The 22,496-nt window shown below is 47.4% G+C and carries 20 protein-coding genes and 1 pseudogene; 5 read left to right on the top strand and 16 right to left on the bottom strand.

The window, feature by feature from the left end; genetic code table 11:
• Positions 1-21: 21 nt before the first annotated feature.
• Positions 22-1,146, bottom strand: a complete 1,125-nt coding sequence (locus H8876_RS08885) for a 4-hydroxybutyrate dehydrogenase (RefSeq protein WP_249287447.1) — start codon at positions 1,144-1,146, stop codon at positions 22-24.
• Between the two features lie 159 nt (positions 1,147-1,305).
• Here H8876_RS08885 and H8876_RS08880 point away from each other — a divergent pair, with 159 nt between their 5' ends.
• Complete coding sequence (locus H8876_RS08880; RefSeq protein ID WP_249287446.1) at positions 1,306-1,959, top strand: thiamine diphosphokinase; 654 nt, start codon at positions 1,306-1,308, stop codon at positions 1,957-1,959.
• Positions 1,960-1,969: 10 nt separating this feature from the next.
• On the opposite strand, the gene glpK is transcribed toward H8876_RS08880, so the two are convergent.
• From glpK to gpr, 5 genes are all read right to left on the bottom strand, one after another.
• Complete coding sequence (glpK, locus tag H8876_RS08875) at positions 1,970-3,463, bottom strand: glycerol kinase GlpK (protein WP_249287445.1); 1,494 nt, start codon at positions 3,461-3,463, stop codon at positions 1,970-1,972.
• A gap of 22 nt (positions 3,464-3,485) precedes the next feature.
• The gene (hemW, locus tag H8876_RS08870; RefSeq protein ID WP_177265826.1) at positions 3,486-4,634 is read right to left on the bottom strand and encodes a radical SAM family heme chaperone HemW; all 1,149 of its coding nucleotides are present in this window, start codon (positions 4,632-4,634) and stop codon (positions 3,486-3,488) included.
• Positions 4,618-6,429, bottom strand: a complete 1,812-nt coding sequence (lepA, locus tag H8876_RS08865; RefSeq protein ID WP_249287444.1) for a translation elongation factor 4 — start codon at positions 6,427-6,429, stop codon at positions 4,618-4,620. The genes hemW and lepA overlap by 17 nt, the downstream gene beginning before the upstream one ends.
• Positions 6,430-6,763: 334 nt before the next feature.
• Entirely contained in the window at positions 6,764-7,666 is a 903-nt protein-coding gene (spoIIP, locus tag H8876_RS08860; RefSeq protein WP_249287443.1) for a stage II sporulation protein P, read from the bottom strand.
• A gap of 22 nt (positions 7,667-7,688) precedes the next feature.
• Positions 7,689-8,558, bottom strand: coding sequence for a GPR endopeptidase (gpr, locus tag H8876_RS08855; RefSeq protein ID WP_249287442.1), 870 nt, complete (start codon positions 8,556-8,558; stop codon positions 7,689-7,691).
• A gap of 113 nt (positions 8,559-8,671) precedes the next feature.
• On the opposite strand from gpr, the gene rpsT reads away from it, so the two are divergent.
• The 4 genes from rpsT to H8876_RS08835 all read left to right on the top strand — a co-directional run bounded on the left by rpsT (position 8,672) and on the right by H8876_RS08835 (position 11,327).
• Positions 8,672-8,938 (top strand): 30S ribosomal protein S20, encoded by a 267-nt coding sequence (rpsT, locus tag H8876_RS08850; protein WP_177265860.1) that lies wholly within the window; start codon positions 8,672-8,674, stop codon positions 8,936-8,938.
• 165 nt (positions 8,939-9,103) lie between these two features.
• The gene (locus H8876_RS08845) at positions 9,104-10,150 is read left to right on the top strand and encodes a S66 peptidase family protein (RefSeq protein ID WP_249287441.1); all 1,047 of its coding nucleotides are present in this window, start codon (positions 9,104-9,106) and stop codon (positions 10,148-10,150) included.
• Between the two features lie 92 nt (positions 10,151-10,242).
• Positions 10,243-10,950 (top strand): purine-nucleoside phosphorylase, encoded by a 708-nt coding sequence (deoD, locus tag H8876_RS08840; RefSeq protein WP_249287440.1) that lies wholly within the window; start codon positions 10,243-10,245, stop codon positions 10,948-10,950.
• An 11-nt stretch (positions 10,951-10,961) separates the two neighbouring features.
• On the top strand, positions 10,962-11,327 hold the full coding sequence (locus H8876_RS08835) for a metal-dependent transcriptional regulator (protein ID WP_177265879.1): 366 nt from the start codon (positions 10,962-10,964) through the stop codon (positions 11,325-11,327).
• Between the two features lie 79 nt (positions 11,328-11,406).
• Here H8876_RS08835 and H8876_RS08830 read toward each other — a convergent pair whose 3' ends face one another.
• The 10 genes and pseudogenes from H8876_RS08830 to recA form a co-directional block, all read right to left on the bottom strand.
• Positions 11,407-13,254, bottom strand: a complete 1,848-nt coding sequence (locus H8876_RS08830) for a thioester domain-containing protein (protein WP_249287439.1) — start codon at positions 13,252-13,254, stop codon at positions 11,407-11,409.
• Between the two features lie 27 nt (positions 13,255-13,281).
• Positions 13,282-13,935, bottom strand: a complete 654-nt coding sequence (locus tag H8876_RS08825; protein ID WP_249287438.1) for a helix-hairpin-helix domain-containing protein — start codon at positions 13,933-13,935, stop codon at positions 13,282-13,284.
• 163 nt (positions 13,936-14,098) lie between these two features.
• Positions 14,099-16,015: a TIGR03936 family radical SAM-associated protein gene (locus tag H8876_RS08820; protein ID WP_249287437.1), complete on the bottom strand. Its 1,917-nt coding sequence runs from the start codon at positions 16,013-16,015 to the stop codon at positions 14,099-14,101.
• Positions 16,008-17,861 (bottom strand): TIGR03960 family B12-binding radical SAM protein, encoded by a 1,854-nt coding sequence (locus tag H8876_RS08815; protein ID WP_249287436.1) that lies wholly within the window; start codon positions 17,859-17,861, stop codon positions 16,008-16,010. The genes H8876_RS08820 and H8876_RS08815 overlap by 8 nt, the downstream gene beginning before the upstream one ends.
• Positions 17,862-17,870: 9 nt before the next feature.
• A complete protein-coding gene (locus H8876_RS08810; RefSeq protein ID WP_177264268.1) occupies positions 17,871-18,410 on the bottom strand; it encodes an HD domain-containing protein in 540 nt (179 codons plus the stop codon).
• 72 nt (positions 18,411-18,482) lie between these two features.
• A complete protein-coding gene (locus H8876_RS08805; RefSeq protein ID WP_177264269.1) occupies positions 18,483-18,989 on the bottom strand; it encodes a M23 family metallopeptidase in 507 nt (168 codons plus the stop codon).
• A gap of 120 nt (positions 18,990-19,109) precedes the next feature.
• Positions 19,110-20,414 carry a GTPase ObgE gene (obgE, locus tag H8876_RS08800; protein WP_249287435.1) on the bottom strand — a complete coding sequence of 435 codons (1,305 nt, stop codon included), beginning with the start codon at positions 20,412-20,414 and terminating at the stop codon, positions 19,110-19,112.
• Between the two features lie 97 nt (positions 20,415-20,511).
• Positions 20,512-20,772, bottom strand: a complete 261-nt coding sequence (gene rpmA, locus H8876_RS08795) for a 50S ribosomal protein L27 (RefSeq protein WP_249287434.1) — start codon at positions 20,770-20,772, stop codon at positions 20,512-20,514.
• A 248-nt stretch (positions 20,773-21,020) separates the two neighbouring features.
• A pseudogene (gene rplU / locus H8876_RS10390) lies at positions 21,021-21,323 on the bottom strand (50S ribosomal protein L21); the annotation flags it as partial.
• A 185-nt stretch (positions 21,324-21,508) separates the two neighbouring features.
• Positions 21,509-22,496, bottom strand: a 988-nt coding sequence (gene recA, locus H8876_RS08785) for a recombinase RecA (RefSeq protein WP_249287432.1), incomplete at its 5' end; no start/stop codon positions are given.

Below are 22,496 nucleotides of genomic sequence, written 5' to 3'. Positions count from 1 at the left end.
TATCTTATAATTTTAACATATTTACCGCAGCTTCGCAAATATTTCATGGATCTCGCTCCGATCCAGCGAAACATAATTATTAGCCAGCAAACGCTGCTGATTTTCCAGTGTAGAATCCGTAAATGTGTCGATCTGCTCCTCCGTCATGCCGTATTCCCTCAGCGGTTTACGAGGGATCAGCTGATCCAGGACCTTCTCGATCTCCTCATAAACGTTCTCTTTTTCACAGCCCAAAATATCAGCCATCACGCTATTGATCCGATCGATCCTTCCTTCTGGTTCTCTCTTCATGTACGTCTTGAATACTTCCGTGAAAAACTGATAATTAGCTTCTCCGTGAGGAACATGGAACGCCGCTCCGATGGAATAGGACAGTGCGTGTACCGCACCACATCCTGCATTACCAAAAGCGATCCCTGCATATGTTGCAGCCAGACCGAACTCCTGCAACAGATCTTCCCGGTTTTCAGCACTGTTTCCGCCTCGTTCCAGGATCGTTTTATATCCGCCCATAATGATCTCCATCGCCTTTAAGGAATACATCTCACTAAAGGACGACGCTTTCGGAGAAAGAAAACTTTCCAGAGAATGGATCAGCGCATCGATGGAACTTGTCGCAAATACGTAATCCGGCAGATCCTGCAAGGATTCCGGGATCAATACTGCATGATCCGCATAAGTTTCCTCCGCAGCCAGTCCTTTTTTTACGTGCAGAGATTTCAGCTCGGAAATAGTCACGTTAGTAACTTCAGATCCCGTACCGCACGTAGTCGGAATAATGATCAATTCCCGTATTTTCTTTGGAGCCGCATCTCCTGTAAACAACATCTGCGAGTGCTCCGGGAGATCCAGCGCGAGCACTTTGCACATATCCACGATTGTGCCGCCGCCAAAGGCAATGATCCGTTTGGCATCATACTGCTCCATATCCCTTCCCATGGCATCGATCATCTCATCGGTCGGCTCACCCTTGCCGTAGTCTTCACGAAACAATACCGGGATCGCAACTCCGGCCGGCTTCACGTACTTCTCATATCTTCTCCGGTTTGTCACCAGAATATCACCATTTCCCACCTGGAAATGATCTGCAAATTCACGGAAAGTATCACAACAACTGATCTGCGGTACTACTCTGAATGTTTTCATGCTCTGCTCCTATCTATCATACTATTTGAAACACATTAAAGACACTTTTTCGGTCAGATTTATTATATCGCTTGCTAACTGCTTTTTCAAGAGGTACAATAACGGTACTACCGTTGATTTAACAAGCATTTCCAGTGATTTTACAAGGCAGGTATTTCCATGGCTCATTCTACAGAAAATATCATAATCATAACTTCTTATGTCGATGCCCCGTTCGATATGAAACAGGCTCTTACACAGATGAAAGATCCATATATCATCTGTACCGATGGCGGATTCGATCTGGCAAAACAGGCCGGGATCACTCCTCACCTGCTTCTTGGAGACCTCGACTCCATTCAGTCCCGGATCCCGAAAGAGCTCCCGCTAAAAACGTTTCCTCCGGAAAAAGACTATACCGATCTGGAACTTGCGATCCATACAGCCATTGAGAAAAAAGCTTCGCATGTGGAGATCTGGGGTGGCATAGGGGGCAGGCTGGATCATACGGTTGCCAATCTGCAGCTGCTCTCCTGTTATGCCGAACAGTTCCGCTCTCTTTCGATGCATGACGGTCAGAACCGTTGTTTCGTTCTCAATGCAAAGGGCACTCAGAAAAGCATCACGATCCCCCAGGAAAAAGACTGCTATCTGTCACTTTTTTCTCTTTCTGAAACCGTCCAGGGGCTCACTGCAAAAGGCGTTAAATACCCACTTCAAAACCATACACTCACACGCACGTTCCCTCTGGGGGTGAGCAATGAATTCAAACAAAAAGAAGCCTTTCTCTCGTTGGAAAAAGGCTCCCTGCTTATCGTTCTCGCAAAAGCGTGACCGCCTGCTGCTATCTGGCCCATCCAAACGTGCAGCGCACAGCTTTGTGCCAGCCGTCCAGCAGTTCCGCTCTCTTTCTTTGATCCATATCCGGCTTGAAGATCCTGTCGATCTGCCAGTTCGATAAAATATCGTCTCTATTTTTCCAGTAATCTGTCGCCAGTCCTGCCAGATAAGCGGCACCAAGTGACGTCGTCTCGATACACTGCGGCCGGTACACTGGCATATTCATGATACCAGCCTGAAACTCCAGCAGAAAATTATTTGCGCTAGCGCCACCGTCCACCTTGAATTTCTGCAAAGGATGACCCATATCTTCTTCCATGGCAGCCATCAGATCATTGGTCTGGTACGCCATAGATTCCAGTGCAGCTCTTATTATATGATTCTTATTGACTCCCCTCGTCAGTCCCATGATCGCACCTCTCGCATAAGAATCCCAGTACGGTGCTCCAAGTCCTGTGAAAGCCGGCACTACATAAGCACCTGCTGTATCTTCCACCATTCGTGCATGCTTCTCTGATTCTGCCGCATTATCTAAAATCTTCAGTTCATCACGCAGCCATTGTATCGTAGCTCCGGAAATAAATACAGATCCTTCCAGTGCATACTGCACCTTATTTCCCACACCCCATGCGATGGTCGTGATCAGTCCATTGCGAGAGTCCACTGGTTCATCTCCTGTGTTGACCAGCATAAATCCGCCGGTTCCGTATGTATTCTTAGCTTCTCCCTTTTCGAAACATGTTTGACCAAACAGAGCCGCCTGCTGATCTCCTGCCGCTCCGGAAATCGTGATAGGCCCACCAAATAATAACGGGCTGCTTTCACCGTACACTTCACTGGACGGCCGGACCTCCGGCAGCATACAGACCGGTATTCCCAGTTCTTTCAGGATATCTTCGTCCCACTTGAGATCATGGATATTGAACATCATCGTCCGCGAAGCGTTGGAATAGTCCGTGACATGGACTTTGCCATCCGTCAGCTTCCAGATCAGCCACGTTTCAATAGTTCCGAACAACAGATCACCGTTCTTTGCCCGCTCCCAGGCGCCATCCACGTGTCCTAAGATCCACCGCAGCTTCGTTCCCGAAAAATAAGGATCGATCAAAAGTCCTGTCTTACGGCGAAACGATGCTTCCAGCCCTTTTGCTTTCAAACTGTCACAGCACTCCGCAGTCCGCCGGCACTGCCATACGATCGCATTGTAAATCGGCTCTCCCGTATACCGGTCCCAGACGACTGTTGTTTCTCTCTGATTGGTGATACCGATGGCATCGATATTTTTATATGTAGCATCGATCTTTAAAAGCGCTTCCTGCGCCACTCCGATCTGCGTTGACCAGATATCCATCGGATCATGCTCTACCCAGCCTGCCTGCGGATAGATCTGCCGAAATTCCTTTTGCGCGATGCTCACCTGCTTTCCCTGACGATCATATAGAATACACCTCGCGCTTGTCGTTCCCTGATCGAGGGCCATAATATATCTATCCTTCATATCCTTCGCTCCCTGCTTTTTACTATACAAACTCTGCCATGATCCGATTCGAAACATCCATTCCGTGTTCTGACAAATACAGTCTTCCATCTGCACAGATCAAAAGGCCTTTATACTTTTTCAGGATATCTTCATCGTATACATCGAAGAAATCCTTTCGGAACACATGATGAAAATGATCCAGACTGAATCCTTCCGCCTTGCGAAGACCTGTGAATACGAAAATCCCCATTTCTTCACGCTGTGAATAATTTTCGATGCTCTCCTGATCCACCGGCGGCACATGTTCCCGGATCGCAGTCAGATACTCATGCATTCTGCTTGTGTTTTTAAACCGGCTTCCGCCAGCAAAGGAGCTGGCTCCCAGTCCCAGGCCCAGGTATTCTGCATAGGACCAGTATTTCAGATTATGCCTGCTCTCAAACCCCGGAAGCGCTGCGTTGGAAATCTCATAATGCTTATATCCTGCTTCCTTCATCATGGCCAGCGCCTGATGATACATCTCTCTATCCTGGATCTCTGGAACAGCTTCCATCTTGCCGTCCTTGTACAGTTCATAAAACTCCGTGCCTTCTTCGATCTGAAGACTATACAGCGAAATGTGAGCAGGCTTTAAGAAAATGCACTGCCGAACGGTATCCTTCCACATTTTCATCGACTGCCCCGGGATAGCGAACATGATATCCATATTGATATTGGAAAATCCCGCTTTCTTGGCACGCTGAAACGACGTAAAAGCATCATTTTTGTTATGGATCCTGCCCAGGTACTGGAGCACATCGTTCTCAAAGGACTGCACACCCAGACTGAGCCGGTTGATCCCCTTACGCAGATAGCGTTCCATCTTCTCATCAGAAAGAGTTGCCGGGTTGCCTTCTATGGTGATCTCCGCGTCCTTTACAATATTAAAGTTCTCACGCAGAGCATCCATGATTTTTCCCATATCCCATGCGGACATCAAAGAAGGCGTCCCTCCTCCTATGTACACCGTATCCACATCGCGGAAACACCAGTCCTTGGAACGGATCCGGATTTCCCGGATCAATGCCTGTGAGTACTCTGAAAGCACCTTGCTGTCGCTGCATCCAAAGGACAGAAAATCACAGTACCTGCATTTTCTCGCACAAAACGGGACATGAAGATACAACCCAAGTTTATTTGTTGTCATCATATTTCAATACCGCAGTAAATGCCTCCTGCGGCACCTCTACCTTGCCGAACTGACGCATTCGCTTTTTCCCTTCCTTCTGCTTTTCCAGCAGCTTTTTCTTTCTCGAAATATCTCCTCCGTAACACTTTGCAATAACATCTTTTCTGTATGCGCGCACCGTCTCGCGGGCAATGACCTTCTGTCCGATGGAAGCCTGAATCGGCACCTCGAACTGATGCATCGGGATGATCTCCTTCAGCTTGGAACATACGAATCTTCCTCTGGAATACGCTTTGGATTCATGGACGATCATAGAGAAAGCATCTACCAGATCCTTGTTGAGAAGAATATCCAGCTTTACTACTTTAGACGGTTCATACCGAACGAACTCGTAATCCAGCGAACCATAGCCGCGAGTCTTGGATTTCAATGCATCGAAGAAATCATAAATAACCTCGTTCAAAGGCATTTCATAATGGAGATTGACTCTGTTTTCCGTGATATATTCCATATGAAGCATCTTGCCACGACGTTCCTGACAGATTTCCATAATATTGCCCACATATTCCTTCGGCACCATGATATCGGCCTTTACCATCGGTTCCTCGATGTGGTCGATCAAAGTCAGATCCGGCAGGTTGGACGGATTCTGCACCATCTCAATGCTGCCGTCGTTCATGACAACCTTATAGATAACGCTCGGCGATGTAGTGACCACTGCCAGATCAAATTCCCGCTCCAGACGTTCCACGATGATTTCCATATGAAGCAGCCCCAGGAATCCACACCGGAATCCGAAGCCCAGCGCTGTAGATGTTTCCGGTTCAAAATGGAATGCCGCATCATTGACCTGCAGCTTTTCCAGCGCATCCTTGACATTTTCGTACTTCTCGCCCTCCGCCGGATAGATCCCGCAGTATACCATCGGCTGTACTTTTTTGTAACCCGGCAGCGCCTCTTCTGTAGGGTCACTGTCGATAGTGATGGTATCACCGACCCTTGCATCAGAAACTTTCTTGATGCTGGCACAGATATATCCTACCTCGCCGGCTCTCAGGGACTTGCATTCCACTGGACCTGGAGAATACACTCCAACCTCGGTGACCTCGTATTTTTTATCCGTATTCATCAGGCGGATGATATCGCCCTCTTTGACCGTACCGTCAAACACTCTTGTATAAATGACGACGCCTTTATAGTTGTCGTAATATGAGTCAAAAATCAACGCTTTCAGTTTCCCGTGTTCATCTCCCTGCGGAGCCGGGATATCTGTCACGATCCGTTCCAGCAATTCTTCTACGCCGATCCCCTCTTTTGCAGAAACCAGCGGCGCATCCTCTGCGTCAACGCCTATCACATCCTCTATTTCCTGTTTGATTTCCTCCGGTCTGGCCGATGGTAAATCGATCTTGTTGAGGACCGGCATGATCTCCAGATCTTCATCCATAGCCAGATACACGTTTGCCAGCGTCTGCGCTTCCACGCCCTGAGTCGCATCCACCACGAGAACAGCGCCCTCACAAGCAGCCAGGCTTCGGGAAACTTCATAAGTAAAATCCACATGTCCCGGCGTGTCGATCAGGTTAAAAATATATTCGTTTCCATCTTTTGAATGGAAGATAAGTCGCGTCGTCTGCAGCTTGATGGTGATTCCACGCTCCCGTTCCAGCTCCATATTGTCCAGGAACTGCTCACGCATTTCCCTCTTGGAAACCAGGCCTGTCTTTTCAATGATCCGGTCTGCCAGAGTCGATTTCCCGTGATCGATATGTGCGATGATACTGAAGTTTCTAATGTATTTCTGATAATCTTTCATGTCTGCCTCTCGTGTGATTTCTTCTTATTTATTGCTACACAAAAAAGCCGTGCACTGATTCTGCATGACTTTTTTGATTGTGTCATAAGAATATTTTACTGGAAACCTCGGTGTTTTTCAATTATTTTTCCATATGCATCGTTAAATTTCCGCCCTGTCTGGTAGTTTCAAGACAGACATTATCCACAAAAAGGACTCCTCCCGTTCCTGCAAAAAAGATAAGGAACACCACGATCCATGCAAAAACGGCTCTCACACATCTTATTTTTTGTTCCTTTTTCTGCTGCTGATACCTGTTGCTTCTCATTGCGATTCCTTTCCAGAGCTGTGCTCTCTACTTGCCCAGGATGATCTTTGCCAGGACTTCTGCAAAGTTTTTAGCACAGGCTCTCGCTTCTTCTATGGTATTTTTATTGTTCCCCACTTCCAGCAGGATAGCCTGATTGCTGACGAATTCGTTGAACCGGTATTCCTTTTCGATGATAGGTCCGCCAAAGCCCTTATGAAGGCTTTCCGCTGTCTGGCTGACTTTTTTCGCAAAGGCATAAAGTTCCGTATAATTCTGATTGCCGCGACCTACTACCAGGCTGAATTTAGCGACATCAGTATTTCCGATCTTCATTTTTTTCCCTTCCGTACTGGACGCTGCCGCTGCATCCCGATGAAGATCGATAACATACTTTGCAGTAGGATACTTCTGCATCAGAGCCTTGATAGTCTCCCTGGAACGCCCATATGATGCCGTGTAGGACGGCCGGTCGTGGATGGTCTTGTCGTGGATCACGTTGATCCCTCTTTTTTTCAGCTCCGTCTCAAGAACATTACCTACGTCGCGCACCGTCCCTTCTTCTGCTTCCCGATGATAATTGCTTTCCTTATACGGCATATAGGATTCTGTACTGTGCGTATGGTAGATGATCACCTGCGGATCGCCGGACACCTTGACATCCTCCGTCTTTTCCTCTTCTTGATCCGATTTGTCCTCCTTTGCAGCATCAGAGTCGGCTTTATCCGCAGCTAACTTATTGTCCTGCCCATCGTTCGTCTCCGTATTTTCTGCAGTCTCCAGCTTGCCCGCCGAAGGGATCACCTGCCGGATGCACATCTGCCCCAGCTCCGCTTCATCTATCCAGGCCTCCGTCAGCGCCGACGCCGGATTGATTTTCCAGAAAAACAACGTGGAAAGTAAAAATACAAGCAGCGCACCAGCTGCAAAGACACGGTTTCTGTTCTTCATAGTTGTCCTCCATACGTTTCTTCTAGGAATATATGCCGGGATGAAGGGTTTTATTGATGCCGTCCGCAATAATATCAGAAAAATCTTTTACAAGGATATCGATATCCGTCGAAGTAACGATCATCTGTCTGTCATAATCGCTTAAATACTTCTCTACTGCTTCCGCACTGTCCAGATTTTCTTCCAGCGCATCCCGCAGGATCGTCTTGATATCTATGACCGTGGGAACGCCGATCGCAAGCACAGGGACCCCAATGTTCTCTTCATTGATGCCGGCTCGGTGGTTGCCCATGCCGCTTCCCGGCTGGATCCCCGTGTCCGTCAGCTGGATCGTCGTGCTGACTCTGTCGATATCCCGCGCTGCCAGAGAATCGATGACGATGACTACATCCGGCTTTACGATCTCCGCCGCTTTTTTGATCACTTCTGCCGTCTCCATACCAGTGGAACCTGTAACTCCGGGAATGATGCAGCTGACATTGGACATTTCCTCGTCGCCGTCCGCATCGAAGATCACGAAGAGATGTCGTGTCACCCGTACTTTTGCAGCCGTCTCAGGCCCCAGACGATCCGGTGTCACCAGGCTGTTTCCAAGTCCTGCCACAAGGACTTTCAATGTATAATCCACACGCAGGAGCTGTCCCAGTTCTCCCGCCACTGCCTTTGCGGTTTTTTCTTTGATACCGTCCTCTTCTTCCAGAACACCATCTGCTTCCAGAGTAATATAGCTTCCGACCGGCTTTCCCATTTTCTTTGCAGCTTCCTGCGAAATGATCTTGATCCTGGTAACGCGGATCCCTCCGTTGTATTCGATTTTTTCCATCTGGATCCCGGCACTTTCATCCAGAATTTCCTGACACTCGATGGCCAGATCCGTCCGATACTGATTCATTCCTGTCTCACATCCTTTCCTGCTCCTGATTTTTCCCTTGCCAAAAGCCTTTTATTCATTTATACTTAGTTTGTGGTTTTATGCTATAGAATAAAGAAAGTGGGGTAATTTAAATGGCAAACATTAAATCCGCAAAAAAAAGAATCCGTGTAATCGACAAGAAGACAGCTAGAAACAGACGTGTTAAGGGTCACCTGAAAGCAATCTTAAAGGCTTATGACGCTGCACTCGAAGCTGGTGATATGGAAACAGCTAAGGAAAAGCTGACTTTAGCAGAAAAGAAGCTGATGCAGGCTGCTGCTAAACATACGATCCACAAGAACGCTGCATCCAGAAAAGTCTCCAGATTAGCAAAGAGATTCAACAAAGCGAACGCTTAATTCTCACCCGTCCCCACCCGTGCATAAGTTAAATGCACAGAAATGAGAAACGAATTTAAAATCGTTCCACTAAGAAAAAGATGGCCAGTGTCTCCCATCTTTTTTTTATACAAAAAGACAAGTATCAGACTGATTAAAAAATATTAGCGAAAGAAGGACACCCTCATGAACAAACTCTTTTACCCTCGCCCGCTGCAGCCGGGTGATACGGTGGCTCTGACCGCTCCATCGTCTCCTGTCCCTGCCGTCAACCTGAAAGCCGCCATCAAATCCGTGAAACTGCTGGGGCTCAATCCAGTGGTCATGCCCAGCTGCCGGGAGCACCACGGCTACATGGCCGGAACAGACGCCCAGCGCGCCTCCGACCTCAACGAAGCTTTTTCCCGCAAAGACATCGCCGGGATCTTCTGCCTGCGCGGCGGCTTCGGCGCCATGCGTCTGCTTCCCCTGCTGGATTTTGATATGATCCGCCAGAATCCCAAGCCACTCATCGGCTACAGCGACATCACCGCTCTCCATACCTCTATCAATAAGCTGTGCAGCTTCATCACATTCCACGGTCCCATGCCTAATACCGACTACAGCAGGCTGGATGACTTCACGTTAGACTCCTTGAGATCCCAGCTGTTCCGCCCGCAGGAAATCTGCGAGCTGCAAAATCCGCCGGGACAGGAGCTGCGTGCACTTTATCCGACAGGCTCCGGCACAAACTTATCCGATACTCCCAACGTCCCTTATGCTCCCGGTATCTCTGATGCTCCCCATGCTCCCAAAGGCAATCCGATGGTCACCGGTCGCCTCACCGGCGGAAATCTGTCTCTTGTAGCCGGCACCCTCGGATCTCCCTGGGAGATCGACACGAAAGACGCCATTCTCTTTTTAGAAGACGTGGGCGAGCGCCCTTACCGGCTGGACCGCAACTTGACAGCCCTGGCTCTGGCTGGAAAAATCCGGGACTGCGCCGGGATCATTCTCGGCACCTTTACAGACTGTGAAGAACCTCCCCACGACGACCCGTCAGACAGCGGTGTCATCGCAGACAGCACCCTGACTTTGCAGCAGATCATCGAGGAAGTCATCCTGCCATACAAAAAACCGACCCTGCTGAACTACAGAGCCGGTCATATGTACCCGCAAAGCACCATGCCCATGGGCGCTGAAATCTCTATTGACCTTGTGCAAAAAAAAATCCTCCTGTATCAGCGAGGTTAGGAAATGCAAACTTTATAAAAAATTAAGCCCATTTTCCCATATTTTGTGGTATACTATTCATAATACTATAAAGGAACGAAAGGACTCTTTCTATGAGCACACATATCAACGCTGCAAATAAGAATGATATTGCAGAATCCATCCTGCTTCCGGGTGATCCTCTTCGTGCAAAATTTATCGCAGAAAACTTTCTGGATTCCCCGAAATGCTACAATGAGATCCGCGGTATGCTGGGATACACCGGAACCTACAGAGGCGTACCTGTTTCCGTACAGGGAACTGGGATGGGAATGCCCTCCATGGGGATCTACTCCTGGGAGCTGATCACTGAATACGGCGTGCAGAATCTGATCCGTATCGGTACGGCAGGCTCTTTCCATGAGGATATCAAAGTACGAGATATAGTGGTCGGTATGGCAGCATCTACCGATTCCAATTACATCCACGCATTTGACGTACCGGGAAACTATGCTCCGTGTGCCAGCTTCAAACTGCTCTCCGAGCTGGAGGCAACATCAAAGCATCTGGACATCCCGTTCAAAGCCGGAAACATCGTATCCTGTGATGTATTCTATGAACTGAAGGAAGACTGGTGGAAGAAGTGGGCTGCCATGAACGTTCTGGCTGTAGAAATGGAAGCTGCTGCCCTCTACATGAACGCCGCCTACAACCGGGTAAACGCGCTGGCTATGATGACCATCAGCGATCACTTCGTGACCGGGGAGAAGGCCACGGCAGAGGAACGTCAGAACTCGTTCACTGATATGATGAAACTGGCGCTGGAAACAGCCATCAAATAGGAGGCACGAAATTGAAAATACTTGAATCCGCAGAAAACTATCTGGAATCCATACTTATTCTGAGAAATGAAAAAGGGCGTGTACGCTCCATCGACATCGTAAACCATCTGGGTTTCTCCAAGCCGAGCGTCAGCATCGCCATGAAACAGCTGGAAGAAAACGGCTACATTACCCGAGATGAGGACGGACATATTTTCCTCACAGATGCCGGTAAAAAAATCGCCAAGGAAACCTACGAACGACATGTGTTCCTTACGGATCTGTTCGTGCGGTGCGGAGTTTCTGAAGAAACCGCCCGGGAAGATGCCTGCAAGATCGAACACCACCTCAGCGATGAGACCTTTGAATGTCTCAAAAAACACCTGGCAAATATTTAGCATTTAGCACAAAGAGGTGACAAGCACCAGACTTTAAGTCCGGGCTGTCGCCTCTTTTTTATTAAGCCTTCAGTTCTATCTACTTCTGCTCGTCTTTCCTCAGCCTAAATAAAACCGCTGTCACAGCCATCACCGTAAGCGAAAGAAGCATTACCAGAAGGATCGTATTGACCCCACTTTCATCCCCTGTCTTTGGTGTCTCTCCCAAGCTGTCGATATTTCTCTTCAGACGATTCAATATATTGATCTGCTTCTCCACGATATCCACGTTCTGATCACCATAAACCAAAGCCACATTGATCGGTTCTGCGATACGGTATTCTACCGGGGCATCCTTTTCTACCACATTATACGGACCTAAATACAATGGTTTGCTGCTGACATTCCCATTAAAATCTGTTCGCACAGTATCGACGACCTGACCTTTTTCCGCCCGAACGGTTCCATCCGGCGTAATGATATCCGCCAAAGCGATGATATCAAAATCAATACCGCCCATGACCTTCTCTCTAATATCTGCCCAATTGTCATGGTGCTTGTATTCACCGATTTTCTTAATGGTGATTTTTCCTTTCTGCGGCATATCCTTTTGTTCTAACGTTATTGAAGCGGTCTTGCCATCTACTTTAAACTGCTGCGGTTCCTTTGCTACAACATAGCCTTTAGGGGCTTTGATCTCTTCCAGCTGGTATGTGCCCTGCTGCAGTTTTACCGGGATCACGATCCTGCCGTCTCGATCTGTTTCATACACTTCCCCGTCTTTCTTTTTCATTCCGTCTGACACATAACGATTCAGATCCAGACTCTTCACCTTATACTGCGTCTGCTCCGCCGGAATGGATTTTCCGGTTTCCGCATCCTTTTTTTCCACAGTCACTTCTGCCGGCACATCCGTTTTTAATCGCATGAAGAACTCCGGAGGGGAAGCCGATCCGGTAGATAACACCTGCATCCGTTTGCTGCCCTCATGGTTCCAGATCAACAGATTTTCTGCTGATGATCCTTCCTCTGTCTTTCGCTTTACTTTTACGATTTTTTCTCCATCGATAGCCTTGGATGTTGTGAAATTATGTGCCGAGCCCTCCTTTGAATACTGGATGTCCTCTACTGCCCATTTCATATCAAAGCTGCAGTTTCCTTCATCCGCATTGGCTTTCCACGATTTTGTTTCCATGTCGTATTTCATCAGCACCGGTGCTGCTTTCTCCGCCGTCTCTCCGACAAACTCAGGTGTCACAAAGTGCTTTCCTATATTTTCTGCCAGAAAATCATAACATTTTTCTGCTGCACGTCCTTTCAGCGACCGGTAAAAATAGTCAGCCTGCATCCCATGAGCTGCCACTCTCTTCGTTCCCGTGATCCTGCCATTTCTGTCCCGTTCAAATACGCGAAGCTGCTGCTGTACCTCCCAGATCATGACCTGTGTTGCATAATAATAGTCCTCACCGCTGACTCCGGAAACCGGCAGTGGATTATCTCCGTTTTTCCCATAATACGTTACTGCCAGCATTAACTTTTTCACATCCTCCGGCATGTGACTGAAATACGCTTTATCCGTCAGATATCCTGTGCTTTCATAGGATGTCTGTACACGAAAATCTGCATCGAATTCAATACAGTAGCCTTCACGCTTTTCACCGCTGGACACATCCGTCAAGATCATATGCCGCCGCTTGGAAGGCTGCAGTCCAGTCACCTGCTGCACATATGTGCTCCCGTCCTGATTATAGAACAGCACACTGCCGTTTTTCTCCACGGTATACACTTTGTATTCTACGCCTTTTAAATAGCCATCAAACGACACCTTTGAGATTCCGGAGCCTGCCGCTGCTGCCGGTTCTGTCTGCACCAGTGCACTTACAACTACCAGAATCAGCATCACAGTACCCGTAATAATACGTAGTAGTATCCCCCTTTTTTTAACCATTCTCTACCTCTCCTTATCCTTTTCAGATCAAACTCTAATATGATCCTTTAATTTTTCGTATGTTTTATCTCCTATTCCCGAAACGTTTTTGATATCCTCGATCGATTGAAATCTACCGTTCTGTTTCCTGTAATCAATGATCTTTTCTGCAGTTGCCGGACCTACTCCGTTCAGTTCCTGCAGCTGTGTGGAATCCGCCGTATTGATATTGATCTTGCCGTCAGATGATCTTCCTGAAGCTCCACTCCCACCACTGTTTCCACTGTCACCGGAAAGCAGTCCATCGGAGTCGTATTCTTCCTGCGAAGGAATAAAAATTTTCTCTCCATCGCTGACAAAAGCTGCACGATTGATATCCGTCAGATCCGCCTTCTCCGTCAACCCTCCTGCCGCAGCAATAGCATCCGTTACACGACTGCCATCCGTCAGTTCTACTACAGAAGGCTGATTCACTTCACCTCCCACATCGACATAGATCACCTCAGCCGTTTCTTCTTCTGCGGCCACCGTCGTCTCCTGTGCCTGGGCTTCTTCCTGTCCACCGTTTTTCACCGCAGACACTACCAGTCCCAGCACGATCACCAAAACCACGATCCCCACCTTCTTCAGCATATCCTTGTGCTCATTCAGTAACCGGCAGAGTTCCCTCTTGTCGCCGAGGATCTCCATCAGTTTTTTCATATCTTGCGCCCCCTTTCTCTTATTCATTCGTTCGGGTGTTGGCATTATTTTACATACAACATCGCGCCGTGTCAATATTTCCCTGTTATTTTCTGCAAATAAAAAACCGTACCTTCTTTTTACAGAAAATACGGTTTCCGTTTTCTTTCGGTTTTAACTTGTTTTACGACATTCCCATCAGATACCTGGCCACATCCTTGTGGTATTGGAAGCGTTCTCCTTTCGGCTGTGTATTGATGCCTATCAGCGGGATCTCCCTCTCATACAAAGATCCATGGGTTCTGGAATCTTCTGTATGGATCGACTCACCTTCTACTTCTCCAAAAGCGATATCCTCACCTGCAAGCAATACAAAATCGCCGATTTTGTCCGGTGGCAGATAATATTCCACTGCGGCCTGTTTACTGTCCAGTACACGTTCCACCAGCGGATGCTCTTCTGCAAAGCGACGGAAATCCGTAGCCTGTACAGGATTTTTCAAAAATACATACAGCAGACCGCCTTCCTGATAGATATGATTCTCAATGTAACGATCTTTTAACGGTGGCAGACAGAATACATCAAAACCGGCATTTTTTGCGATCTGCGAAAAATTCACAATCGTATGCTTCTGATTCATCCCATGATCTGCCGTAATGTAGATCTGACGATCCGGATCCAGTTCTGCGATCTCACTGACGATGTCATTGATCGCTTTGATCTGCGCACATGCTTCCGGCGTTCCTGGTTCAAAATGATGAAATACATAATCATTAGTCGTGCAGTATACCAGATCCGGGTCATCTTTTCGAATACATTCCGCAGCTGCTCGCACGATCCATTCCGTTGCTTCCACGCTGTTGATGGCTGGCGCCGGCGACAAATCATATCGCTCCAGCACAGCAGGATCGGGTTCCTGTGCACTAAGCCCGATATCTGCACCATCTCCATATACGCCGAGGACCTTTCCCTTTACCGTAAGCAAAGCGGTTTTCTTATCCAGCTTTTTATAATACTGCAAAAGCGTCTCCGCTTTCATATAGCCCCGTTCTTCAATAAAGCCTTCTTCTTCTGTTTCCGGGTCATAATAGTAATTCCCTATCACGCCTGCATCCATGGGCCACTTTCCAGACAGAATACACGCATGATTGACATTTGTCACCGATGGCATCGCACATTGTACTTTCTTTGCAAATCCCGTTTCCTTCGCCAGTTTATGCAGCTGCGGAGCATGCTCCGGCGAGATATAAGCGGGAGCACAGCCATCGATCACCAGGATCATCACTTTGCTCAGCCGTTCTTTTTGCATATTTTTCAATATTTCGCTTTTCTCCATGATCCTGTCCATCTGGTCCCATGCCGCCTTATCTTCCTCCTGCATTCCCCATCTTTCAAGCTCGGGAGCACAACCGGCTGCATCTGGCAGCGAAACAGCTTCTCTAAAAAAGATCAAATGTCTGGTAACACTGATTTCACTGCGATCCGTATCGATCGCAAAACACCGGAGCACCGAATCGATCACCTGCTCCGGACTGAGATTGGAATTGCTTCCCGCATCGATTTTCATTTTGATCTGCAGACTCTTTGACAGCGGCAGAAATTCGATTTCACGTATCTTCGGTTTGATGTCTATCTCAACCAGATCTTTCTTTTTCTTCTGTTTCTTTAAGACAATGATCTGATCCTGTCCCAGATAAAGCTCTTTACAGGCATCCGCCTTCATCTGCACGCTTTTTTTCAAAGGGATCGACACTGTATAAACAGCTGCTTCCGTTACCGACGCCAGCGTCTTTTTAGGATATTCCAGGAACTGACACAGATGAATATCGATCCCGTCCGGCATCTGTGCTTTCAACATCTCGCCCAGATCTTCGGGAGCATGCTCCTCCTTGGTTTCAAACTCAATATATTCCCGCATTCCCGTATATCCCAGAGATAAAGGCTGTGCGAATCCCATCTTAGGATGCGGATTGAATCCCTTAGAATATTCCAGTTTAATACCTGCCCGCTTAAATGCCCGGTGAAATACACGCACCAGATCAAGGTGAGAGATATAACAGCTCGTCCCCGTCTTTGAAAACTGCATAATATACCTAGTCATGTTCTACCCCCTCAAACTTTGCATTTTTAAAGCAGGTAGCATATCGATTGATACCGCATCCGGCACATCCCCTGCGGCAGTCCGGCGTTACCTGCGCTGCCTTTGCCTTCTCATTCTCACGTATCAGAAACTCTCGGCTGATAAGAGGATCTATGATATCCCATGGGAGGATCTCCTCGTAATCACGTTCTCTGTAAGCGTAAAACTCCAGATCTGTTCCCGTTTCCGCAAAGGCCTGTTCCCACAGCTGCGGCTTGAAATACTCTGTCCATCCATCAAACTTACAGCCTAGATGATAAGCGTGCTCCAGCAGCCTGCAAACCTTCCTGTCTCCCCTCGCAAAGATAGCTTCCAGATTACTGGTCTTCGTTTCATGATAATTGAACGTGACACCCTTGATATGAAGTTGCTTCGCCAGATGATCATGCTTGGCGCGAAACTCTTCCGGCCGGTCTTGTGCTGCCCACTGAAACGGCGTGTGTGCTTTTGGTACAAAATTGGAGACACTGACTGTCACACGGAACCTGCCCCCTCTTCTGCCTTTCAGCTTAAAATTCAGATCCATGATGTCTGAAGCGATCTTGCCGATCCCATCCAGGTCTTCATACGTTTCTCCTGGAAGCCCGTCCATGAAATAAAACTTGATGTGCTCCCATCCCAGCTCGATGGCCTGTTCTACGGCACTGAAAATATTTTCTTCAGTAATGTTTTTATTTATCACATCACGAAGTCTCTGACTTCCGGCTTCCGGAGCAAATGTCAGTCCGGACTTCCGATACTTCTGGATCTCCTGAAGGACCTGGAAGGAAAAAGAATCCAGGCGAAGTGAAGGCAATGAAAGGGAAACATTGTTTTCGCCGCACATTTTCATCAGATCTGTTGCCAGAGGCTCAAACTGAGAGTAGTCGCTGGTAGAAAGAGACAGCAGTGATAGTTCCTCGTGTCCCGTATTGGCCAGCTGCTCCTTTGCAAGATTTTCGATCGTCTCTTTTTTACGCTCCCGTACCGGTCTGTAGATCATCCCTGCCTGGCAAAACCGGCATCCGCGGGTACATCCACGAAAGGTTTCCACCACGCAACGGTCGTGAACCGTATCGATAAAGGGAACGATGTTCTTTACAGGGAATTCCGCCTTGTCCAGATCTTCTACAACAGCTCGCTTCACGCGATCAGGAGCCTCTTCATAAAGTTTTTTGATTTCTTTGATCGTACCGTTCTCATTGTATATCGGCTCATAAAACGCCGGCACATAGACGCCCTGCAGTTTGCAGGCCCTTTGCAGAAACTCCTTTTTAGAATCACATTCCATTTTCAGCAGGCAAACCTGTTCTAATAATTCTTCGCCATCTCCGATCATAAAAAGATCGATGAAATCCGCCAGCGGCTCCGGATTATATGCGCACGGACCTCCTGCCACAATGACCGGAAATTCTTCTCCACGATCTGCACTATGCAGCGGCATGCCTGACAGGTCCAAAATATTCAGCACATTTGTGTATGACAGCTCGTACTGCAGGGTAAACCCCACTATGTCCAGCTCGTCTACCGGCGTGAAAGTTTCCAGAGTAAACAGCTTCCTGCCTTCTTCACGCATCAGCGCTTCCATATCCTCTGCCGGGGCAAAAATTCTCTCACAGTAGATTTTTTCATTCCTGTTCAATATATTGTATAAAATCTGCATGCCCATGTACGACATGCCGATCTCGTAGGTGTCTGGAAATGCGAATCCAAAACGTACACTTACCTGCTCCGGATCCTTCTTCACGCTGTTGACTTCTCCGCCTGTGTACCGTGCGGGCTTTTCTACTTTTCGCAGCATTTTTTCCAGCTGTGTATCGATGCTCATTCGTCCTCCCTATTCTGCGTAGCCATACTTCATGAGTTCATCCACAGTCATATGGATCTCCACTTCGATCTCGTGCACAAACTCCTTTAATTCTTCCTTTTTCTCCAGGATGCGAGGTTCCGCCTCCGGATGACCATTTCTTACGGCTTTATCGATAATGTACTGAACTCTTTCATCGATCCCGACATATCGATCTTCCTTTACCAGCCTGTCCGCCAGGCATACCAGATCGGTTTCCGTCGCCTGCGTTATCGGATGGAATGGAGAATAGGTCATATGGACCCGGATGATGGCTGCTTCCTGAACATAGCCCAGTTTTTCTGCAAAATCTGCTCCTACGTCCCAGTGGTGTTCTTTCACTCTCGCGATATCGTGCAGCAAACCGGCTGCATTTACCAGCTCCAGATCAAAATGATGCCCATGCCGGTTGAGTGCTCTGCCGATGCGACATGCTGTATCCGCTACAGCACGACAGTGTCCCTTGACACGAGTCGGCGTTCCATATTCTTCTAAAAGTTTCAGACATTCTTCTGTTGTTGGATGTTTCATGTCCTGTTCCTTTCATATTTTTTTCTGATCACAAGTGCATCTATTATACCATAATTCCACCTCTTCGTGACATTATTCCACCACATTAAATGAATAATAGAATTCCTTTTTACTTGAGTTGTTGTATGTTCCGATGATCTGTCCCTTCTTTACCTTTACAGGAACCTTTACCAGGATTTTTTCCAGATTACCGTAAAGGCTCTCGCCTTCTTTCCCATGAGAGATCCGCACGTATTTTCCGATGGTTTCATCTTCCCCTGTGGCGACGACCTGTCCGCTGTCTACAGCATAGACGGAAGACTGTTTCCCATGTCTTTTTTCATCAATGGGTTCACCTAATACCGGTTTTCCTGTAACTGTCTGCACCGCCCCATTTATCCTGCCCGGCAAAGACGACACCGTTTTAACCGTCTTATCGCCTGCCTTTTTCACATCATCCCAGGTATACTCCGCAGCCATCTGCATACGGATCGCTTCGCTCCCTCGCTGTAACACATCGATATGAGAATGATCTGCCAGCAACATCGCCACTGCAAACAGCAATACCATAACGACCTGCTTCATCAGTCTTTCTTTCATAGCATCCCCTCTCGCCTGTAAAGCATCCTGTTTCATATATATTCCAGAATGCAAGAAAAAAGAAGATGCGAAAAGCATCTTCTCTGTGCAAGAGGATCGCCACACCAGGCTTTGGTATAATTAATCCTCAAAATAGTCCTCATCGTAATACTCGAATTCAAAATCTTCGATCTTGATGATATCTCCATCTTCGATCCCCATTTCTTTCATTTGATCGATCGCACCGCTCTTTTCAATGTACTTGTACAGATATCTGAGCGACCCGAAATCAGTGAAGTTGGTGGAATTAAAGATCTTAAGCAGCTGTTTCCCATGCAGAACAAAAGAATTTCCATCGTAGGAAACAGTAACCGTTCGATAATCCGGATCATTTTCATCCTTTTCAAAATCGAACAGTTCATAATCGTCCTCTTCCTGCGGTTCTGCCAGAACCTGCTGCAGCTTGTCGGCAGCAGCTGCAAGGACTTCCTGGACACCTTGATTGATCGGAGCTGACATCGGGAATACTTCATATCCCTGTTCTTCTACATAAGCTTTGAAATCCTGATACTCTTCCGAATCTTCTCCAATAAGATCGATTTTATTAGCCGCTACGATCTGAGGCTTTTTCAGCAGCTTTTCGCTGTACTGTTCCAGTTCTTTGTTGATTTTATCGAAATCTTCCTTTGGATCTCTGCCTTCGCTTCCGGATACATCCACTACATGGATCAAAACTTTGGTGCGTTCGATATGCTTCAGGAATCTGTGTCCCAGGCCAGCCCCCTCTGAAGCACCCTCAATGATCCCCGCAATATCCGCCATAACGAAGCTGGTATCATAAATTTTAACGACTCCCAGATTAGGATCGATCGTTGTAAAGTGGTAATTTGCGATCTTCGGCTTAGCACTTGTAGAAACAGAAAGCAGCGTAGATTTCCCTACATTTGGGAATCCTACCAGGCCTACGTCAGCGATCAACTTCATTTCCAGGATCACATTTCGTTCTTTGGCAAATCCGCCCGCTTCTGCAAAATTTGGGGCCTGACGCGTAGAGGTTGCATACTTCGTATTGCCCTTGCCGCCTTTGCCGCCCTTGGCTGCAACGAAAGATTCCCCGTGTTTCTTCAAATCTTTCATCACCAGTCCGGATTCCTCGTCGATCACAACCGTACCGACCGGCACTTTTATGATCAGGTCTTCGCCATTCTTGCCATAACGTTTTTTCTTCATGCCATCCTGACCGTTTTCGGCTTCGTATTTTCTTTTATAACGAAAATCCATCAGTGTGCGCATATTTTCATCTGCCTCAAAGATGACATCTCCGCCTTTGCCGCCGTCTCCGCCATCCGGTCCGCCTTCTGGAACAAAAGGTTCTCTTCGAAATGATACCGCTCCATTGCCGCCCTTGCCGGATCTTATAAATATTTTCGCTCTATCTACAAACATGCGTCCTCCTCTCCGGGTCCCGTTCCCTGCATTCCTGTTTCATAAAATGTGAGAGAAAAAAGAAAGCCCCTATAAAATAGGGGCTCAGAATTATCGGTTACGCTTCTTTCGGATATACACTTACTTGCTTTCTAGTCTTGTCATATCTTTCGAACTTAACAGCTCCGTCAACCTTCGCAAATAAAGTATCATCCCCGCCGATTCCAACATTGTTACCTGGGTGGAACTTCGTTCCTCTCTGTCTTACCAGAATGCTGCCGGCACTTACGAACTGACCGTCACCTGTCTTCACGCCTAAACGTTTCGACTCACTATCACGACCGTTCTTCGAGCTACCTACACCTTTTTTACTTGCCATCGACCAGACACCTCCTCGCTATATCAAAATAAAAATACTTTCTTGTGTGTTGCTTACTTTAAAGCAGCTTCGATCGTTTCGATCATTACTGCGTTCGTAGCCTTTTCGTTGATCTCGATGTTGTTTTCTTTCGCGAACTCGATCAGTTCAGCCTTCTTCATCGATTTCAGAGACGGCTTCTTAACAGCCTTCTTCTCTTCTACAGGAGCTTCTTCCTTAGCAGCTGCTGCCGGTGCAGCTTTTCCTGCGATGTAAGTGATTTCAACTAAAGTATATGGCTGTCTGTGACCCTGTTTCTTTCTGTAGTCTTTCTTAGCCTTGTACTTGAAGATGATAACCTTCTTGCCCTTGCCAGTTTCAATAGCGTTTCCTTCAACAGTAACTCCGTCTACATAAGGTGCTCCTACTTTGATATCAGCTCCGTCACCTACTACGAGGACCTTGTCGAATACAACTTTTGCTCCGTCTTCAACTCCCAGTTTTTCAACTGCGATCCGGTCTCCGTTTTCAACTCTGTACTGTTTTCCACCTGTTTCAATAATTGCGTACATTGTAAGTCTTTACCTCCTCTATCCAGTCTCGCCTATCGAGGTACGATCTCCTGCTGAGCTCGTTTCATAACCTTGTTCGTGCGGCTTACATTCATATATGATACTACATTTCAAGAGGCTTGTAAAGTGTATTTTTCAATCATTTCGCGTTCGGTCAAATTGGCCATGATTTCCATCCGCAGCGTTTATTCAATAATTACGCCATCTTCATCAATGAAGATTTCACCATCATCGATTCCCGGGATATCTGCAGCTTCATCATCATTCTTTTTTTCATCTTTTTGTTTCAATGAATCGAGCAAAAGCTGCTCTACCTGTTCGAAGATTTCCGGGTTGTCTTCCATATATTTCTTGACGTTTTCTCTTCCCTGTCCGATCCGGTTGCCATCAAAGCTGTACCAGGAGCCGGCTTTGTCAATGACCTTAGCTTCTACTGCACAATCGATCACATCACCAGTCTTGGAAATTCCTTTGCCGTACATGATATCAAATTCCGCCTGTTTAAAAGGAGGAGCCACCTTATTCTTGACGATTTTGACCTTCGTTCTGTTCCCTAATACAGTATCCCCGGACTTGATGCTTTCGATTCGTCTAACATCCAGACGCATGGATGAGAAAAATTTTAACGCCCGTCCGCCAGTTGTAGTCTCACTGCTGCCATACATGACACCAATTTTCTCACGCAGCTGATTGATAAAAATAATAGTGGTATTCGTCTTGTTGATGATACCTGCCAGCTTACGCAGTGCCTGTGACATAAGTCTTGCCTGCAAACCTACCGCACTGTCTCCCATAGCTCCTTCGATTTCGTGCTTCGGAACCAGTGCCGCTACCGAGTCTACCACCACCAGATCGATGGCGCCGCTGCGAACCAGCATTTCTGCAATTTCCAGAGCCTGTTCGCCGTAATCCGGCTGAGATACCAGCAGTTCATCCACGTCAACGCCCAGATTTCTGGCGTATTCCGGATCCAGTGCATGCTCTGCATCGATGAAAGCAGCCCTGCCTCCGGTTTTCTGAACTTCTGCGATCACATGCAGCGTCAGCGTTGTTTTACCAGAAGATTCCGGTCCGAACACCTCGATGATACGACCTCTGGGAACACCACCGATCCCGGTTGCAAGATCCAGACTCATAGATCCTGTCGAAATCGCCTCGATGTTCATCCTGTCT

Source organism: Lentihominibacter faecis, from assembly GCF_014306095.1.
GTDB lineage: Bacteria > Bacillota > Clostridia > Peptostreptococcales > Anaerovoracaceae > Lentihominibacter > Lentihominibacter faecis.
Note: the sequence above shows the minus strand (reverse complement) of the source record. Positions and strands in the feature narration are given on the sequence as shown.

Excerpts from the sequence above, each read along its gene's own strand:
- H8876_RS08885 (WP_249287447.1), bottom strand. The coding sequence starts at position 1,146 with ATGAAAACATTCAGAGTAGTACCGCAGATCAGTTGTTGTGATACTTTC.
- H8876_RS08880 (WP_249287446.1), top strand. The coding sequence starts at position 1,306 with ATGGCTCATTCTACAGAAAATATCATAATCATAACTTCTTATGTCGAT.
- glpK (WP_249287445.1), bottom strand. The coding sequence starts at position 3,463 with ATGAAGGATAGATATATTATGGCCCTCGATCAGGGAACGACAAGCGCG.
- hemW (WP_177265826.1), bottom strand. The coding sequence starts at position 4,634 with ATGATGACAACAAATAAACTTGGGTTGTATCTTCATGTCCCGTTTTGT.
- lepA (WP_249287444.1), bottom strand. The coding sequence starts at position 6,429 with ATGAAAGATTATCAGAAATACATTAGAAACTTCAGTATCATCGCACAT.
- spoIIP (WP_249287443.1), bottom strand. The coding sequence starts at position 7,666 with ATGAAGAACAGAAACCGTGTCTTTGCAGCTGGTGCGCTGCTTGTATTT.
- gpr (WP_249287442.1), bottom strand. The coding sequence starts at position 8,558 with ATGAATCAGTATCGGACGGATCTGGCCATCGAGTGTCAGGAAATTCTG.
- rpsT (WP_177265860.1), top strand. The coding sequence starts at position 8,672 with ATGGCAAACATTAAATCCGCAAAAAAAAGAATCCGTGTAATCGACAAG.
- H8876_RS08845 (WP_249287441.1), top strand. The coding sequence starts at position 9,104 with ATGAACAAACTCTTTTACCCTCGCCCGCTGCAGCCGGGTGATACGGTG.
- deoD (WP_249287440.1), top strand. The coding sequence starts at position 10,243 with ATGAGCACACATATCAACGCTGCAAATAAGAATGATATTGCAGAATCC.
- H8876_RS08830 (WP_249287439.1), bottom strand. The coding sequence starts at position 13,254 with ATGGTTAAAAAAAGGGGGATACTACTACGTATTATTACGGGTACTGTG.
- H8876_RS08825 (WP_249287438.1), bottom strand. The coding sequence starts at position 13,935 with ATGAAAAAACTGATGGAGATCCTCGGCGACAAGAGGGAACTCTGCCGG.
- H8876_RS08820 (WP_249287437.1), bottom strand. The coding sequence starts at position 16,015 with ATGACTAGGTATATTATGCAGTTTTCAAAGACGGGGACGAGCTGTTAT.
- H8876_RS08815 (WP_249287436.1), bottom strand. The coding sequence starts at position 17,861 with ATGAGCATCGATACACAGCTGGAAAAAATGCTGCGAAAAGTAGAAAAG.
- H8876_RS08810 (WP_177264268.1), bottom strand. The coding sequence starts at position 18,410 with ATGAAACATCCAACAACAGAAGAATGTCTGAAACTTTTAGAAGAATAT.
- H8876_RS08805 (WP_177264269.1), bottom strand. The coding sequence starts at position 18,989 with ATGAAAGAAAGACTGATGAAGCAGGTCGTTATGGTATTGCTGTTTGCA.
- obgE (WP_249287435.1), bottom strand. The coding sequence starts at position 20,414 with ATGTTTGTAGATAGAGCGAAAATATTTATAAGATCCGGCAAGGGCGGC.
- rpmA (WP_249287434.1), bottom strand. The coding sequence starts at position 20,772 with ATGGCAAGTAAAAAAGGTGTAGGTAGCTCGAAGAACGGTCGTGATAGT.